Below are 16158 nucleotides of genomic sequence, written 5' to 3' on the forward strand. Positions count from 1 at the left end.
CTCACAATCAGCGTTTAGCTTTCTTGTCGGCTGCATGACCACGATAAGTACGCGTTGCCGCGAACTCACCCAGCTTATGTCCAACCATATCTTCGGTGACATAAACCGGCACGTGCTGCTTGCCGTTATGGACTGCAATGGTCAGGCCTACCATCTCCGGGAAGACTGTGGACCGGCGGGACCAGGTTTTGATCGGCCGCTTGTCGTTAGCTTCCAGAGCTGCCTCGACCTTCTTCAACAGATGCAGGTCTATAAAAGGACCTTTCTTTAAAGAACGTGGCACAGCAATTACCTCTATGTAGTCGTTTACTTGGCTGAACGACGACGTACTATCATTTTGTCAGTACGCTTGTTCTTACGAGTCTTATGCCCTTTGGTCGGAACACCCCACGGAGTAACCGGGTGACGCCCGCCAGAGGTACGCCCTTCACCACCACCATGCGGGTGGTCAACTGGGTTCATAGCAACACCACGTACTGTTGGGCGTTTGCCGCGCCAACGTGATGCACCCGCTTTACCAAGCTGCTTGAGGCTGTGCTCGCTGTTACATACTTCACCCAGCGTTGCACGGCAATCTACAAGCACCTTTCGCATTTCACCTGAGCGCAGGCGGATGGTTGCATACGCACCTTCCCGAGCCACCAGCTGTACGGATGCGCCCGCGGAGCGAGCCAGCTGAGCACCTTTGCCAGGCTTGAGTTCGACGCAGTGGATCACAGAACCAACCGGAATATTCCGGAGCGGCAGAGTGGAACCCACCTTAATCGGCGCGTCGACGCCAGAGCGCACAGGATCGCCTACCTTCATGCCCTTGGGAGCAATGATGTAACGACGCTCACCATCGGCATACTTCAGAAGAGCAATGTGCGCAGAGCGGTTCGGATCGTATTCCAGACGCTCAATAGTCGCCGGAACACCATCTTTGGTCCGCTTAAAATCAATGACACGGTAGTGCTGCTTATGACCACCACCAATGTGACGAGTGGTAATGCGACCAGCATTGTTACGACCACCCGACTTTTTCAGAGTCTCTACCAACGGCTCGTAAGGGCGCCCTTTGTACAGATCAGGGTTGTAAGTTTTTACAACGTGACGGCGTCCGGCAGATGTTGGCTTGGTTTTGACGATCGGCATTTTACGACCCCTTTACCTTATTCCACATCCATAAAATCGATGTCCTGACCTTCTGCCAGCTTTACGTAAGCCTTACGAATGTCATTACGCTTGCCGAACCCGCGGATAGTACGCTTGAGCTTACCCTTGCGGTTCAGAACCTGAACACCTTCTACAGTGACGTTGAACAACTGCTCAACGGCCTTCTTGATCTCCGGCTTGGTTGCATCAGGCGCTACACGAAAGACAACCTGACCACGCTCTGCCGCCAGAGACGCTTTTTCTGATACGTGAGGTCCCAGAAGAACCTTATAAATACGTTCCTGATTCATCCCAGCATCTCCTCGATCTTCTTCAGAGCGGGAACAGTCACTACGACTTTCTCGAAGGCAACCAGGCTAACCGGATCCAGGCCAGCGACATCACGCACATCAACGTGCGGAATGTTGCGGGATGCCAGGTGAAGGTTCTGCTCCACACTGTCAGACAGGATCAGAGCATTAGATACACCGATATCCTTCAGCTTGGCAGTAAACGCCTTGGTCTTCGGAGTCTCGACATTCATGTCGTCAACCACTACCAGACGCTCCTGGCGAACCAGCTCGGACAGAATAGAGCGCATGGCCGCACGGTACATCTTGCGGTTAACCTTCTGCTCAAAGTCGCGCGGCTTGGCAGCAAAAGTCACACCACCAGAACGCCAGATCGGACTACGAATGGTACCCGCACGAGCACGACCAGTACCCTTCTGACGCCACGGCTTCTTACCACCGCCACTAACTTCAGAACGCGTCTTCTGAGCCTTGGTACCCTGACGGCCGGCCGCCATGTAGGCAGTTACCACCTGGTGAACCAGGGACTCGTTAAAATCTCTTGCGAAAGTAGCGTCGGAAACAGAAACGCCCTTTCCGCTACCAGTAATTGTCAATTCCATCGCACCGCTCCTCAGGCTTTAACTGCAGGCTTGATGACAACATCGCCGCCAGTTGCGCCAGGTACGGCACCACTTACCAGCAGCAGGTTGCGCTCGGCGTCGACACGGACAACTTTCAGGTTCTGCACGGTGACACGCGCATTACCCATCTGCCCCGCCATCTTCTTGCCCTTAAATACCCGACCCGGAGTCTGGTTCTGACCGATAGAACCAGGCGCACGATGGGACAGGGAGTTACCGTGAGTAGCGTCTTGCGTGGAGAAGTTCCAGCGCTTAACACCGCCCTGGAAGCCCTTACCCTTGGACTGACCGATCGCATCGACAACCTGACCATCTTCGAAGATGGAGGCATTAATTTCGCCACCCAGCGCCAGCTCTTCACCTTCACCGTCAGCCAGGCGGAATTCCCACACGCCACGACCAGCTTCTACGCCGGCTTTGGCAAAGTGACCTGCTGCACTCTTGGTTACACGAGAAGCACGACGAGCACCTACGGTCACCTGAACGGCGCGGTAGCCATCGCTTTCAAGGGTTTTCAACTGAGTAATCCGGTTGGGCTCAACCTCGATTACCGTTACAGGCACTGCGTGCCCTTCATCCGTAAAAATACGGGTCATACCGGCCTTGCGACCGACAATACCAATTGCCATGTTTCACCTCTTAAGTGTACGGGGCTCTCACCCTCTATGGCCTTAGGACAGTTACACAGACTAATACCGGGCGGTATTAGCCGAGGCTGATCTGAACGTCTACACCTGCTGCCAGGTCCAGTTTCATCAGAGCATCTACTGTCTTTTCCGTCGGCTCAACAATGTCGAGCAGACGCTTGTGAGTACGAATTTCATACTGATCACGCGCGTCTTTATTGACGTGCGGAGAGATCAGAACGGTGTACTTTTCCTTCCGCGTCGGCAGAGGGATAGGGCCACGCACCTGAGCGCCGGTCCGCTTGGCGGTATCGACAATCTCCTGCGTGGACTGGTCGATAAGACGATAATCAAACGCCTTCAACCGAATTCGAATTTTTTGGCTTTGCATGATGCACCAAACTCCACTCGTAGCAGCTACTAGTTAGCCGACCTTCAAAAAAAGGAGCCGCATTGTATGCATAATACCCAACCCTGTCAACAGCTATAGCCACCGACGGGAGCGGGCAAGGACTTTGCGACTTAAATAGAAAAAGGGGCTGATAAATCAGCCCCTTTCTCAGGATCACCCGAGAATATTACTCGATGATCTTGGATACCACGCCGGCACCAACGGTACGGCCACCTTCGCGGATTGCGAAGCGCAGACCATCTTCCATGGCGATCGGAGCGATCAGGGTAACACTCATCTTCACGTTGTCACCCGGCATAACCATTTCTACGCCTTCCGGCAGTTCGCAAGAACCGGTTACGTCGGTGGTACGGAAGTAGAACTGAGGACGGTAGCCCTTGAAGAACGGGGTATGACGACCACCTTCTTCTTTGCTCAGTACGTACACTTCGCACTCGAACTTGGTGTGCGGAGTGATGGAACCCGGCACCGCCAGAACCTGGCCACGCTCAACGTCGTCACGCTTGGTACCACGCAGCAGAACACCAACGTTCTCACCGGCACGACCTTCGTCGAGCAGCTTACGGAACATTTCAACACCGGTACAGGTGGTCTTGGTGGTCTCACGGATACCAACAATTTCAACTTCGTCGCCAACCTTGATGATGCCACGCTCTACACGACCGGTAACAACAGTACCACGGCCAGAGATAGAGAATACGTCCTCGATCGGCATCAGGAACGGCTGGTCAATGGCACGCTCCGGCTCAGGGATGTAGTCGTCCAGGGCTTCTACCAGCTTCTTAACAGCGGTAGTACCCATTTCGTTGTCATCCTTACCTTCCAGAGCCATCAGGGCAGAACCGGTGATGATCGGAGTGTCGTCACCCGGGAAGTCGTACTGGCTCAGCAGGTCACGAACTTCCATCTCTACCAGCTCAAGCAGCTCTTCATCGTCAACCATGTCGGCCTTGTTCAGGAACACAACGATGAAAGGAACGCCAACCTGACGGGACAGCAGGATGTGCTCACGAGTCTGCGGCATGGGGCCGTCAGCTGCGGAGCAAACCAGGATCGCGCCGTCCATCTGCGCCGCACCAGTGATCATGTTCTTCACATAGTCAGCGTGGCCCGGGCAGTCTACGTGCGCGTAGTGACGAGTCGGAGAATCGTACTCAACGTGAGAAGTAGCGATGGTGATACCACGCGCTTTCTCTTCCGGAGCGTTATCGATCTGGTCAAACGCACTGGCAGTACCTGTACCCCATACTTCGTGACACACACGAGTCAGAGCGGCAGTCAGAGTGGTTTTACCATGGTCAACGTGACCGATGGTGCCCACGTTTACGTGGGGCTTACTACGTTCAAATTTTTCTTTAGACACGGTTACACCTCTTCCTGTTTCTTAAGTCCGGGAATCAACCCTGTTTCATGATTGCTTCGGCAATGTTCGACGGCGCTTCCGAGTAACCGGAGAACTCCATGGAGTATGACGCCCGACCCTGAGTCGCAGAACGCAGGTCGGTGGCATAACCGAACATCTCCGCCAGCGGAACTTCAGCTCGAACCAGCTTGCCGGAGGGATTTTCATCCATACCCTGAACCAGACCACGACGACGGTTCAGGTCACCGACGACGTCACCCATGTAGTCTTCAGGAGTGACAACTTCAACCTTCATGATCGGCTCAAGCAGCGCCGGGTTCGCCTCAAGCGCGCCCTTCTTCATGGCCATGGAACCCGCGATCTTGAACGCCATTTCGTTGGAGTCCACATCGTGGTAGGAGCCATCATACAGAGTGGCCTTGATACCCAGCAGCGGGTAACCGGCCAGACAGCCGTTTTGCATCTGCTCTTCGATGCCCTGCTGAACCGCCGGGATGTATTCCTTCGGAACCACACCACCGACGATCTCGTTCACGAAAATGAAGTTTTCGGTATCGTCGTCCAGAGGCAGCGGCTCCAGCTTGACCTTGACGTGACCGTACTGACCACGACCGCCAGACTGGCGCACGAACTTGCCTTCGACATCAACCGGCTTCCGGATGCACTCACGGTAGGCCACCTGCGGCTTACCAATGTTGGCCTCAACCTTGAACTCGCGACGCATACGATCAACAATGATGTCCAGGTGAAGCTCACCCATACCGGAAATGATGGTCTGGCCAGACTCTTCGTCCGTGCGAACGCGGAACGACGGATCTTCCTGAGCCAGCTTACCCAGGGCAACACCCATCTTTTCCTGATCAGCCTTGGACTTCGGCTCAACTGCTACAGAGATAACCGGCTCCGGGAACTCCATGCGCTCGAGAACGATTTTGTTGTTCTCATCACACAGGGTGTCACCAGTCGTCACGCTCTTCAGACCGATAGCCGCAGCGATGTCACCAGCCAGTACTTCTTTGATTTCCTGACGGTCCTTCGAGTGCATCTGCACCATACGACCAACACGCTCTTTCTTACCCTTCACAGAGTTGTAGACCGCATTGCCGCTTTCCAGGGTTCCCGAGTACACACGGAAGAACGTCAGAGTACCAACAAACGGGTCAGTGGCGATCTTGAACGCCAGCGCCGCGAACGGGGCGTTGTCGTCGACCGGACGAGTTTCCTCGGTACCTTCGTCGTCAACTTCACCGCGGATGGCCTTAACTTCGTCCGGAGCCGGCAGGAACTCGATAACCGCATCCAGAACCGCCTGAACACCCTTGTTCTTGAACGCAGAACCACAGGTAGCCAGCACGATCTCGTTAGCCAGGGTGCGCTGACGCAGACCAGCCTTGATCTCGTCATTGGTCAGCTCGCCGCCTTCCAGGTACTTGTCCATGAACTCTTCGTTGGCTTCGGCAGCAGCCTCAACCATCTGCTCACGGTACATTTCACACTCTTCGAGCAGCTCAGCAGGAATGTCCCTCTCTTCGTAGGTCATTCCGGAATCAGCTTCATTCCAGTAGATAGCCTTCATACGAATGAGGTCTACCACGCCCTGGAAGTCTTCCTCGGCACCGATCGGCAGCTGAATGGGCACAGGAGTCGCACCCAGACGGTTCTTGATCTGATCCACAACACGCAGGAAGTTAGCACCAGCACGGTCCATCTTGTTGACGAACACCATGCGGGGAACTTCATACTTGTTAGCCTGACGCCAAACAGTTTCAGACTGCGGCTCAACACCAGAAGAACCACAGAAAACAACCACCGCACCGTCGAGTACACGCAGGGAACGCTCTACTTCGATGGTGAAGTCTACGTGCCCCGGAGTATCGATGATGTTGATACGGTGCTCAGGATATTGCTTGTCCATACCCTGCCAGAAACAGGTGGTCGCAGCAGAGGTAATGGTGATACCACGCTCCTGCTCCTGTTCCATCCAGTCCATGGTGGCGGCGCCATCATGAACCTCACCGATCTTGTGAGACAGACCGGTATAGAACAGAACCCGCTCGGTGGTCGTGGTTTTGCCCGCATCAACGTGCGCACAAATACCGATGTTTCTGTATCGCTTGATTGGAGTTTTGCGTGCCACTGTATAAACCTCGGCTTATTAGAAACGGAAGTGGGAGAAAGCCTTGTTGGCTTCTGCCATGCGGTGAACGTCTTCGCGCTTCTTCACAGCGGCGCCCTTGCTCTCAACGGCGTCCAGGATTTCTCCGGCCAGACGCTGAGCCATGGACTTCTCACCACGCTTCCGTGAGAATTCAACGAGCCAGCGCATGGCCAGCGCGTTCTGACGGGAAGGCCGAACTTCTACAGGCACCTGGTAGGTAGCACCACCAACACGACGGGATTTAACCTCAACCATCGGCTGGATGTTCTCCAGGGCCTTCTCGAACATGTCGATCGGCTCTTCCTTGGATTTTTCGGCGACGATATCGAGCGCGCCGTAAACAATGCGCTCTGCAACAGACTTCTTGCCGCTTTCCATCACGTGGTTGATGAACTTGGCAAGGCGTGCACTGCCGAATTTAGGATCCGGGATAATTTCCCGTTTAGCTGCAACTCTTCTTCTAGGCATCGATAAGCCCTTATCTATTTAAAAGGTCTTCAGGAACCCCTGAGATAGCCAATTGCTACTCAGCCTTACTCTTACCGTTCTAACAAGCAACGATAAAAGACACCCATTAGGGACATCAGGACTTGGGTCGTTTTGCACCGTACTTGGAGCGACCCTGCTTACGGTTCTGCACACCCTGGGTGTCCAGTGTTCCGCGAACAGTGTGGTAACGCACACCCGGGAGGTCCTTTACACGACCGCCACGGATAAGCACTACGCTGTGCTCCTGAAGGTTATGACCTTCACCACCGATGTATGAGGAAACCTCGTAGCCGTTAGTCAGACGAACACGGCACACTTTACGCAGTGCTGAGTTCGGCTTCTTCGGCGTTGTGGTGTACACACGAGTGCACACACCACGGCGCTGAGGACAGGCCTGGAGAGCGGGAACGTCGCTCTTGGCTACCTTGCGCTTACGAGGCTTACGCACCAACTGATTAATCGTTGCCATGTAAGCAAACTCCAAAAACCATTCCAATGAAACTTACCCCCTGGGTACAGGGGGTAAAATTTGAGGGCCGCAAGTTTAAGCCTGCGGCCCATGTCAGTCAAGATGACTGATCTCTTTTTAACCACCTTCGGAATAGGTATCTATCCGGAGGTGGCTCGCCAGCCCAACTCAGCTTTCGCGGTTGAGCTCTGCGCTGAGCGCCTCTTCGACATCCGCCGCGGTCACACCCTGCTCACCCAGTTCGCGCTTGCGACGGCGCTCGCTGTGGTACGCCAGACCAGTGCCGGCCGGAATCAGACGACCAACAACCACGTTCTCTTTCAGGCCGCGCAGGTAATCACGCTTGCCGGTAACCGCACCTTCGGTGAGGACCCGCGTGGTTTCCTGGAACGACGCAGCAGAAATGAACGACTCGGTCGCCAGAGAAGCCTTGGTGATACCCAGCAGCAGACGCTCGAAGCGCGCCGGCTCTTTGTCAGCAGCATCGGCCTTCTCGTTCTCTTCGAGCACCTGGTTGATTTCCACCTGGTCGCCGGAAAGCAGAGTCGTATCGCCCGGGTCGGTCACTTCAACCTTGCGCAGCATCTGGCGAACGATAACTTCGATGTGCTTGTCGTTGATGACAACACCCTGCAGACGGTACACGTCCTGGATTTCGTTAGTGATGTACTTGGCCAGCTCGACCACACCCAGAAGACGCAGAATGTCGTGCGGGTTAGACGGGCCATCAGAAATCACCTCGCCCCGCTCAACAGTTTCGCCCTCGAACACGTTAAGCTGACGATGCTTCGGAATCAGAACCTCGTAAGCGTCTGCATCTTTCGGCGTAATCACCAGACGCTTCTTGCCCTTGGTTTCCTTGCCGAAGGACACGGTGCCGCTGATTTCTGCCAGGATCGCAGACTCTTTCGGACGACGCGCCTCGAACAGATCCGCAACCCGCGGCAGACCACCGGTTATATCCCGTGTCTTCGAGCTTTCCTGCGGAATCCGCGCAACCACGTCACCCAGCTCAACCTTGGCGCCATTGGCCATGGTGACCAGGGCGTTGGCTGGCAGGAAGTACATAGCCGTTGCGCCACCCGGAAGCTCGACCTCATTACCGGACTCATCCAGCAGCTGGATACCCGGACGAACGTCCTTACCAGCAGCAGGGCGATCCTTCGGGTCGATCACTTCCATGGTAGACAGGCCTGTCAGCTCGTCAGTCTGGGTGCGGACGCTGATGCCCTGCTCCATGTTGACAAACTTGGCTGTACCCTGGGCTTCGGCAATAATCGGGTGGGTATGCGGATCCCACTTAGCCACAACCACACCGGCCTCAACCGCATCGCCGTTCTTAACAGACAGCACGGCACCGTAGGGCAGCTTATACCACTCACGCTCACGACCCTGTTCATCGGCAATGGCCAGCGCTGAGGAACGGGATACAACCACCAGGCTGCCATCGGTCTTCTCAATAGACTTCAGGTTATGCAGGCGAACAGTACCGCCATGCTTGACCTGAATGTTATCCACCGCGGAGGCCCGGCTCGCCGCACCACCGATGTGGAAGGTACGCATGGTCAGCTGGGTACCCGGCTCACCGATGGACTGAGCCGCGATAACACCAACGGCCTCACCAACGTTAACCTGGTGTCCACGGGCCAGATCACGGCCGTAACACTTGGAGCAGATACCGTGGCGGGTTTCACAGGTGATCGCAGAGCGCACCCAGACCTCGTCTACACCGGCCCGCTCGAGCGTCTCGACGGTCTTCTCATCCAGCAGGGTGCCGGACGGAACAACCGCGTTGTCCTTGTCGGTCGGGGTAAACGCATCGCGAGCGGTAACACGACCCAGCACACGATCGCCCAGCGGCACAACAACGTCGCCACCCTCGATGTGCGGCGTCATCAGCAGGCCTTCGGCCGTGCCACAGTCTTCTTCGGTGACCACCAGATCCTGGGATACATCGACCAGACGACGGGTCAGGTAACCGGAGTTCGCAGTCTTCAGAGCGGTATCTGCCAGACCCTTACGAGCACCGTGGGTCGAGATGAAGTACTGGAGTACGTTCAGACCTTCACGGAAGTTCGCAGTGATCGGCGTCTCAATGATCGAGCCATCCGGCTTGGCCATCAGACCACGCATACCCGCCAACTGACGGATCTGGGCCGCAGAACCCCGCGCCCCGGAGTCGGCCATCATGTAGACGGAGTTGAACGACTCCTGCATCAGGTCTTCGCCGTCTTCGCCCTTCACAGGCAGGCCATCAGGCCCGATAACCTGCTCTTTCGACAAACGCTCCATCATAGCCTTGGAGACTTTGTCGTTGGCGCGGGACCAGATATCGATGACCTTATTGTACTTCTCACCCTGGGTCAGGAGACCGGATGCGTACTGGTTTTCGATGTCCTTAACTTCATCGGTAGCCGCGTCGACCATCTCGTACTTCTCGGGCGGGATCTCGAAGTCGTTGAAACAGATCGAGATACCGGACACGGTCGCGTAGTGGTAACCCATGTACATGAGCTGGTCAGCAAAGATAACGGTGTCTTTCAGGCCCGCATCGCGATAGCAGGTATTGATCAGACCGGAAATGGCCTTCTTGACCATCGGCTTGTTGACCAGATCGAACGACAGGCCATCCGGCACGATATCAAACAGCAGCGAACGGCCAACGGTGGTCTCAACGACCTTGAAGGTTTCCTCGCGGGAACCGTCTTCCGCGACGCTCACTTCCTTAACCCGAACCTTGACCTTGGCCTGAAGGTCCACCATTCCGGCGCCGTACGCGCGGTGAACTTCCTTCACATCAGAGAACACCATGCCCTCACCCAGCGCACTTTCGCGCTCACGGGTCATGTAGTACAGACCAAGTACCACGTCCTGGGACGGAACGATGATCGGCTCTCCGTTTGCCGGAGACAGAACGTTGTTGGTAGACATCATCAGGGCACGGGCTTCGAGCTGCGCCTCCAGAGTCAGCGGTACGTGTACCGCCATCTGGTCACCGTCGAAGTCCGCGTTATAGGCGGCACACACCAGCGGGTGCAGCTGAATCGCCTTGCCTTCGATCAGAACCGGCTCGAACGCCTGGATACCCAGACGGTGCAGGGTCGGCGCACGGTTCAGCATGATCGGGTGCTCACGAATGACTTCGTCCAGGATATCCCAGACCACGCCTTCTTCGCGCTCAACCATCTTCTTGGCGGCTTTGATTGTCGTCGCCAGGCCGCGATGCTCCAGCTTGGAGAAAATAAACGGCTTGAACAGCTCCAGCGCCATCTTCTTGGGAAGACCACACTGGTGCAGGCGCAGGTATGGACCTACCACGATGACCGAACGGCCCGAGTAGTCTACCCGCTTACCCAGCAGGTTCTGACGGAAACGACCCTGCTTACCTTTGATCATGTCGGCCAGGGACTTCAGCGGGCGCTTGTTGGTGCCGGTGATGGCACGCCCACGGCGGCCGTTATCCAGCAGCGCGTCAACTGCTTCCTGCAGCATCCGCTTTTCGTTACGGACAATGATGTCCGGCGCGTTGAGCTCGAGCAGGCGTTTGAGACGGTTGTTCCGGTTGATCACACGACGGTACAAATCGTTCAGGTCAGAGGTGGCAAAGCGACCACCATCCAGCGGTACCAGCGGACGGAGATCCGGCGGCAGAACCGGCAGAACGGTCATGATCATGTCACCCGGGCGGTTGCCGGAGTGCAGGAACGCTTCAAGAATCTTCAGGCGCTTGCTGAACTTCTTGATCTTGGTTTCGGAATTGGTCTGCGGAATCTCTTCCCGCAGCGCGTCAACCTCGGCCTGCAGATCGATACCTTCCAGCAATTCCTTGACGGCTTCCGCACCCATGCGGGCATCGAATTCGTCACCAAACTCTTCCAGGGCTTCGTAGTACTGCTCGTCGTTCAGCAGCTGGCCCTTTTCAAGCGTGGTCATGCCAGGCTCGATGACGATGAAGGACTCAAAATACAGAACCCGCTCGATGTCACGCAGAGTCATGTCCAGCATCAAGCCAATACGGGATGGCAGGGACTTCAGGAACCAGATGTGGGCGACCGGGCTAGCCAGTTCGATGTGCCCCATACGGTCACGACGAACATTGGCCAGAGCGACTTCAACGCCACACTTCTCACAGATAACACCACGGTGCTTCAGGCGCTTGTATTTGCCGCACAGACACTCGTAGTCCTTGATCGGGCCGAAGATCTTGGCACAGAAAAGACCGTCACGCTCAGGCTTGAACGTACGGTAGTTAATGGTCTCAGGCTTTTTAACCTCACCGTAAGACCATGAGCGAATCATGTCAGGGGATGCCAGGCCGATGCGAATGGCATCGAATTCCTTGCTTTGGTTCTGGCTCTTGAGAAGATTCAGCAAATCTTTCATCAGTAAAAGCTCCGGATGGCGTTAAATTCGGGCGGGTACACGGGGTACCCGCTCACGCTGCCAAAAACAATTCGGCTTACTCGGATTCCAGCTCGATGTCGATACCCAGCGAGCGGATTTCCTTGACAAGAACGTTGAAGGATTCGGGCATGCCCGGCTCCATACGATGATCCCCATCAACAATGTTCTTGTACATCTTGGTCCGACCATTCACGTCATCAGACTTGACGGTAAGCATTTCCTGCAGCGTATACGCCGCACCGTAGGCCTCAAGGGCCCACACTTCCATCTCACCGAAACGCTGTCCACCGAACTGGGCCTTACCACCCAGCGGCTGCTGGGTAACCAGGCTGTACGAACCGGTAGAACGGGCGTGCATTTTGTCGTCGATCAGGTGGTTCAGCTTCAGGATATACATGTAGCCAACCGTCACCGGTCGATCGAATGCATCACCTGTACGACCATCGTACAACACAGTCTGGCCAGTGGTGCTCAGGCCGGCAAGCTCGAGCATCCGCTTCACTTCCGCTTCCTTCGCGCCATCGAAGACCGGAGTCGCCATCGGTACGCCGGAACGCAGATTTCCACACAGCTCCAGGATTTCCTTGTCGCTCAGGGAGTCCAGATCCACCTTGAACACTTCGTCCGAATGGTTGTAGATCTCATCCAGCAGTTTGCGCAGCTCGGCAATCTTGCGCTGCTCATCCAGCATCTGGCTGATGCGCTCACCCAGACCTTTGGCAGCCGCACCCAGGTGCGTTTCAAGAACCTGGCCAACGTTCATCCGCGACGGAACACCCAGAGGGTTCAGCACGATATCCACGGTGGTTCCGTGCTCATCGTACGGCATATCCTCAATAGGCATGACCGCAGAGATAACACCCTTGTTCCCGTGACGACCGGCCATTTTGTCGCCAGGCTGAATGCGACGCTTGATGGCCAGGTACACTTTGACAATTTTCAGCACGCCCGGAGCCAGGTCGTCGCCCTGCTGCAGCTTGCCTTTCTTGTCGTCGAAACGGGCTTCGTGTTCTTTCTTGCGATCGTCCAGAGACTGCTCGGACTTCTCCAGCAGCTCATTCAGGCTTTCGTCCTTCATCCGGAGCTTGAACCAGTCCGGACGCGGCAGCTCAGCCAGATAAGCCTCGTCCAGCTTGGCGCCCTTCTTCAGGCCGGGTCCACTGATGACTTCCTGACCGTTCAGAGCATTCATCAAACGCTCGTAGGTAGCACCCTCAACGATCCGGTATTCGTCTTTCAGATCCTTGCGGTACTGATCCAGCTGCTCTTTCTCAATGGACTGAGCACGCTGATCCTTCTCGATACCGTCACGGGTAAAGACCTGAACATCGATAACGGTTCCCCGAGTACCAGTCGGGACACGGGCAGAGGTGTCTTTTACATCAGACGCCTTTTCACCGAAGATCGCACGCAGCAGCTTCTCCTCCGGAGTCAGCTGAGTCTCACCCTTCGGTGTTACCTTACCGACCAGAATGTCGCCCGGGCCAACTTCGGCACCGATGTAGACAATGCCGGACTCGTCCAGCTTGGCCAGCGCACTTTCACCCACGTTCGGGATGTCTGCCGTGATCTCTTCGCTACCGAGTTTGGTATCACGAGCGACACAGGTCAGTTCCTGGATATGGATAGTCGTCAGACGATCCTCCTGAACCACCTTCTCGGAGATCAGGATCGAGTCCTCGAAGTTGTATCCGTTCCAGGGCATGAACGCGATGCGCATGTTCTGGCCCAGCGCCAGCTCACCCAGATCCACAGACGGGCCGTCAGCCAGAACGTCACCACGCGCTACGGCATCGCCCTGACGAACGATGGAACGCTGGTTGATACAGGTATTCTGGTTGGAGCGGGTGTATTTGGTGAGGTTGTAGATATCCACACCTGCATCACCGGCTTCGGTTTCGTCGTTGTTGACGCGAACTACAATACGGGCCGCATCAACGCTTTCAATCACACCACCACGACGGGCAGTCACGCAGACGCCGGAGTCCTGAGCCACAGTACGCTCAACACCGGTACCGACCAGAGGCACCTGGGAGCGCAGGGTCGGAACGGCCTGACGCTGCATGTTCGCACCCATCAGAGCCCGGTTCGCATCGTCGTGCTCAAGGAACGGAATCAGAGACGCCGCAACCGACACAACCTGGCGCGGCGATACGTCCATGAAGTTCACGCTCTCCGGCGGCATTACGGTGAATTCGTTCTGATGACGCACGGTAACCAGCTCGTCTGTCAGACGGCGGGATTCCTCGTCCATCGCCGCACTTGCCTGAGCGATAACGTAGTTGCTCTCTTCAATGGCCGACAGGTAAACCACCTCGTCGGTCACCACGCCATCTACCACTTTCCGGTACGGACTCTCAAGGAAACCGTAGGAGTTGGAGCGGGCATAGGTCGCCAGTGAGTTGATCAGACCGATGTTCGGACCTTCCGGAGTCTCGATCGGACACACACGTCCGTAATGAGTCGGGTGTACGTCACGAACCTCGAAGCCGGCTCGCTCCCGGGTCAGACCGCCCGGCCCAAGTGCCGAAATACGACGCTTGTGAGTCACTTCCGACAGCGGGTTGTTCTGATCCATAAACTGGGACAACTGACTGGAACCGAAGAACTCCTTCACAGCCGCAGCTACCGGCTTGGCGTTGATCAGGTCTTGCGGCATCAGGCCTTCGCTCTCAGCAAGACTCAGACGCTCACGAACTGCCCGCTCAACACGGACCAGACCGACACGGAACTGGTTCTCCGCCATCTCACCCACACAGCGAACACGACGGTTACCCAGGTTATCAATATCGTCCACACTGCCCTGACCGTTACGGATGTTGATCAGAGTCTTGAGAACATCAATGATGTCTTCGTTGGTCAGGGTACCCGGACCAGTGCTGTCTTCACGACCCAGACGACGATTGAGCTTCATACGGCCAACGCCGGACAGATCGTAACGCTCGTCGGAGAAGAACAGGTTGGTAAACAGGTTTTCCGCCGACTCTTTGGTGGGCGGCTCTCCCGGGCGCATCATACGGTAGATCTCGACCAGCGCTTCCAGCGGCGTGCGGGTCGGATCGATACGCAGGGTATCGGACATGAACGGACCACAGTCGAGGTCGTTCGTGTACAGGGTTTCGATTTCCGTAATACCGGCGTCCAGCAGCTTCTCGATCAGCTCGGCTGTCAGCTCGGAGTTACATTCGGCCAGCACCTCTCCGGACTTGCTGTCGACCATGTCTTTGGCCAGAACACGTCCATGGAGGTACTCGGTAGGCACGTCCAACTCATTAATGCCGGCCTTTTCAAGCTGGCGAATGTGGCGCGCGGTGATCCGGCGACCCTCCTCTGCAATGACATTGCCGTCCTTATCCTTGATATCAAAGGTCGCAATGTCGCCACGCAGACGGCTCGGAACCAGCTCAAGCTTGCAGGTTTCGGCACCCAGCGTGAACTTACTGGTATCGAAGAACATCTCCAGCATCTGCTCGGAGGTGAACCCCAGACCACGCAGAAGGATGGTGGCGGGCAGCTTACGACGACGGTCGATACGAACGAACACAGAGTCCTTCGGATCGAACTCGAAGTCGAGCCAGGAGCCACGGTAAGGAATCACCCGCGCGGAGTACAGCAGTTTGCCGGAGGAGTGAGTCTTGCCCTTGTCGTGATCGAAGAACACACCTGGTGAACGGTGGAGCTGGGAAACGATTACACGCTCAGTACCATTGATAACGAAGGTACCGTTCTCGGTCATCAGGGGCATTTCGCCCATGTAGACTTCTTGCTCCTTGATGTCCTTGATCGCCTTGTTGGACGACTCCTTATCGTAAATGATAAGGCGGACTTTCACCCGCAGCGGCGCTGCGTAGGTTACGCCCCTAAGCTGGCATTCCTTGACGTCAAAAACCGGCTCGCCAATACGATAGCTAACGTACTCGAGCGCGGCATTGCCAGAGTAACTGACAATTGGGAATACGGATTTAAATGCTGCGTGAAGACCGGTTTCCCGGCGGTCTTCAGGAGCGGCTTCCATTTGGAGGAAGTCCCGGAACGAATCCAGCTGAATAGACAGCAAATAGGGGACGTCCATCACGGAAGGCAATTTGCTAAAGTCTTTGCGAATCCGCTTTTTCTCAGTGTAGGAGTAAGTCATCTGCATTCCCCAGCTTTAGACCTGATACCTGGTA

General features: G+C 55.8%; 12 protein-coding genes. All 12 read right to left on the minus strand.

Annotated features, from left to right (window positions below; translation table 11 throughout):
- Positions 1-7: 7 nt before the first annotated feature.
- The 12 genes from rpsS to rpoB all read right to left on the minus strand — a co-directional run bounded on the left by rpsS (position 8) and on the right by rpoB (position 16124).
- Positions 8-283 carry a 30S ribosomal protein S19 gene (rpsS, locus tag K8I84_RS15805; RefSeq protein WP_007154011.1) on the minus strand — a complete coding sequence of 92 codons (276 nt, stop codon included), beginning with the start codon at positions 281-283 and terminating at the stop codon, positions 8-10.
- Positions 284-306: 23 nt separating this feature from the next.
- A complete protein-coding gene (rplB, locus tag K8I84_RS15810; RefSeq protein WP_223795741.1) occupies positions 307-1134 on the minus strand; it encodes a 50S ribosomal protein L2 in 828 nt (275 codons plus the stop codon).
- Between the two features lie 17 nt (positions 1135-1151).
- A complete protein-coding gene (gene rplW, locus K8I84_RS15815; RefSeq protein WP_206645231.1) occupies positions 1152-1445 on the minus strand; it encodes a 50S ribosomal protein L23 in 294 nt (97 codons plus the stop codon).
- The gene (rplD, locus tag K8I84_RS15820) at positions 1442-2047 is read right to left on the minus strand and encodes a 50S ribosomal protein L4 (RefSeq protein ID WP_223795742.1); all 606 of its coding nucleotides are present in this window, start codon (positions 2045-2047) and stop codon (positions 1442-1444) included. The genes rplW and rplD overlap by 4 nt, the downstream gene beginning before the upstream one ends.
- A gap of 11 nt (positions 2048-2058) precedes the next feature.
- Positions 2059-2697 carry a 50S ribosomal protein L3 gene (gene rplC, locus K8I84_RS15825; RefSeq protein ID WP_223795743.1) on the minus strand — a complete coding sequence of 213 codons (639 nt, stop codon included), beginning with the start codon at positions 2695-2697 and terminating at the stop codon, positions 2059-2061.
- Between the two features lie 76 nt (positions 2698-2773).
- Entirely contained in the window at positions 2774-3085 is a 312-nt protein-coding gene (rpsJ, locus tag K8I84_RS15830; RefSeq protein WP_004580743.1) for a 30S ribosomal protein S10, read from the minus strand.
- Positions 3086-3272: 187 nt separating this feature from the next.
- A complete protein-coding gene (tuf, locus tag K8I84_RS15835; RefSeq protein WP_223795744.1) occupies positions 3273-4469 on the minus strand; it encodes an elongation factor Tu in 1197 nt (398 codons plus the stop codon).
- A gap of 34 nt (positions 4470-4503) precedes the next feature.
- On the minus strand, positions 4504-6606 hold the full coding sequence (fusA, locus tag K8I84_RS15840; RefSeq protein ID WP_223795745.1) for an elongation factor G: 2103 nt from the start codon (positions 6604-6606) through the stop codon (positions 4504-4506).
- Between the two features lie 18 nt (positions 6607-6624).
- Complete coding sequence (gene rpsG, locus K8I84_RS15845) at positions 6625-7095, minus strand: 30S ribosomal protein S7 (RefSeq protein WP_223795746.1); 471 nt, start codon at positions 7093-7095, stop codon at positions 6625-6627.
- Positions 7096-7210: 115 nt separating this feature from the next.
- The gene (gene rpsL, locus K8I84_RS15850) at positions 7211-7585 is read right to left on the minus strand and encodes a 30S ribosomal protein S12 (RefSeq protein ID WP_008174844.1); all 375 of its coding nucleotides are present in this window, start codon (positions 7583-7585) and stop codon (positions 7211-7213) included.
- 168 nt (positions 7586-7753) lie between these two features.
- Positions 7754-11968, minus strand: coding sequence for a DNA-directed RNA polymerase subunit beta' (rpoC, locus tag K8I84_RS15855; protein WP_223795747.1), 4215 nt, complete (start codon positions 11966-11968; stop codon positions 7754-7756).
- A gap of 76 nt (positions 11969-12044) precedes the next feature.
- Positions 12045-16124, minus strand: coding sequence for a DNA-directed RNA polymerase subunit beta (gene rpoB, locus K8I84_RS15860; RefSeq protein ID WP_223795748.1), 4080 nt, complete (start codon positions 16122-16124; stop codon positions 12045-12047).
- Positions 16125-16158 lie beyond the last annotated feature (34 nt).

This window comes from Marinobacter sp. F4216 (genome assembly GCF_019931195.1).
GTDB lineage: Bacteria > Pseudomonadota > Gammaproteobacteria > Pseudomonadales > Oleiphilaceae > Marinobacter > Marinobacter suaedae.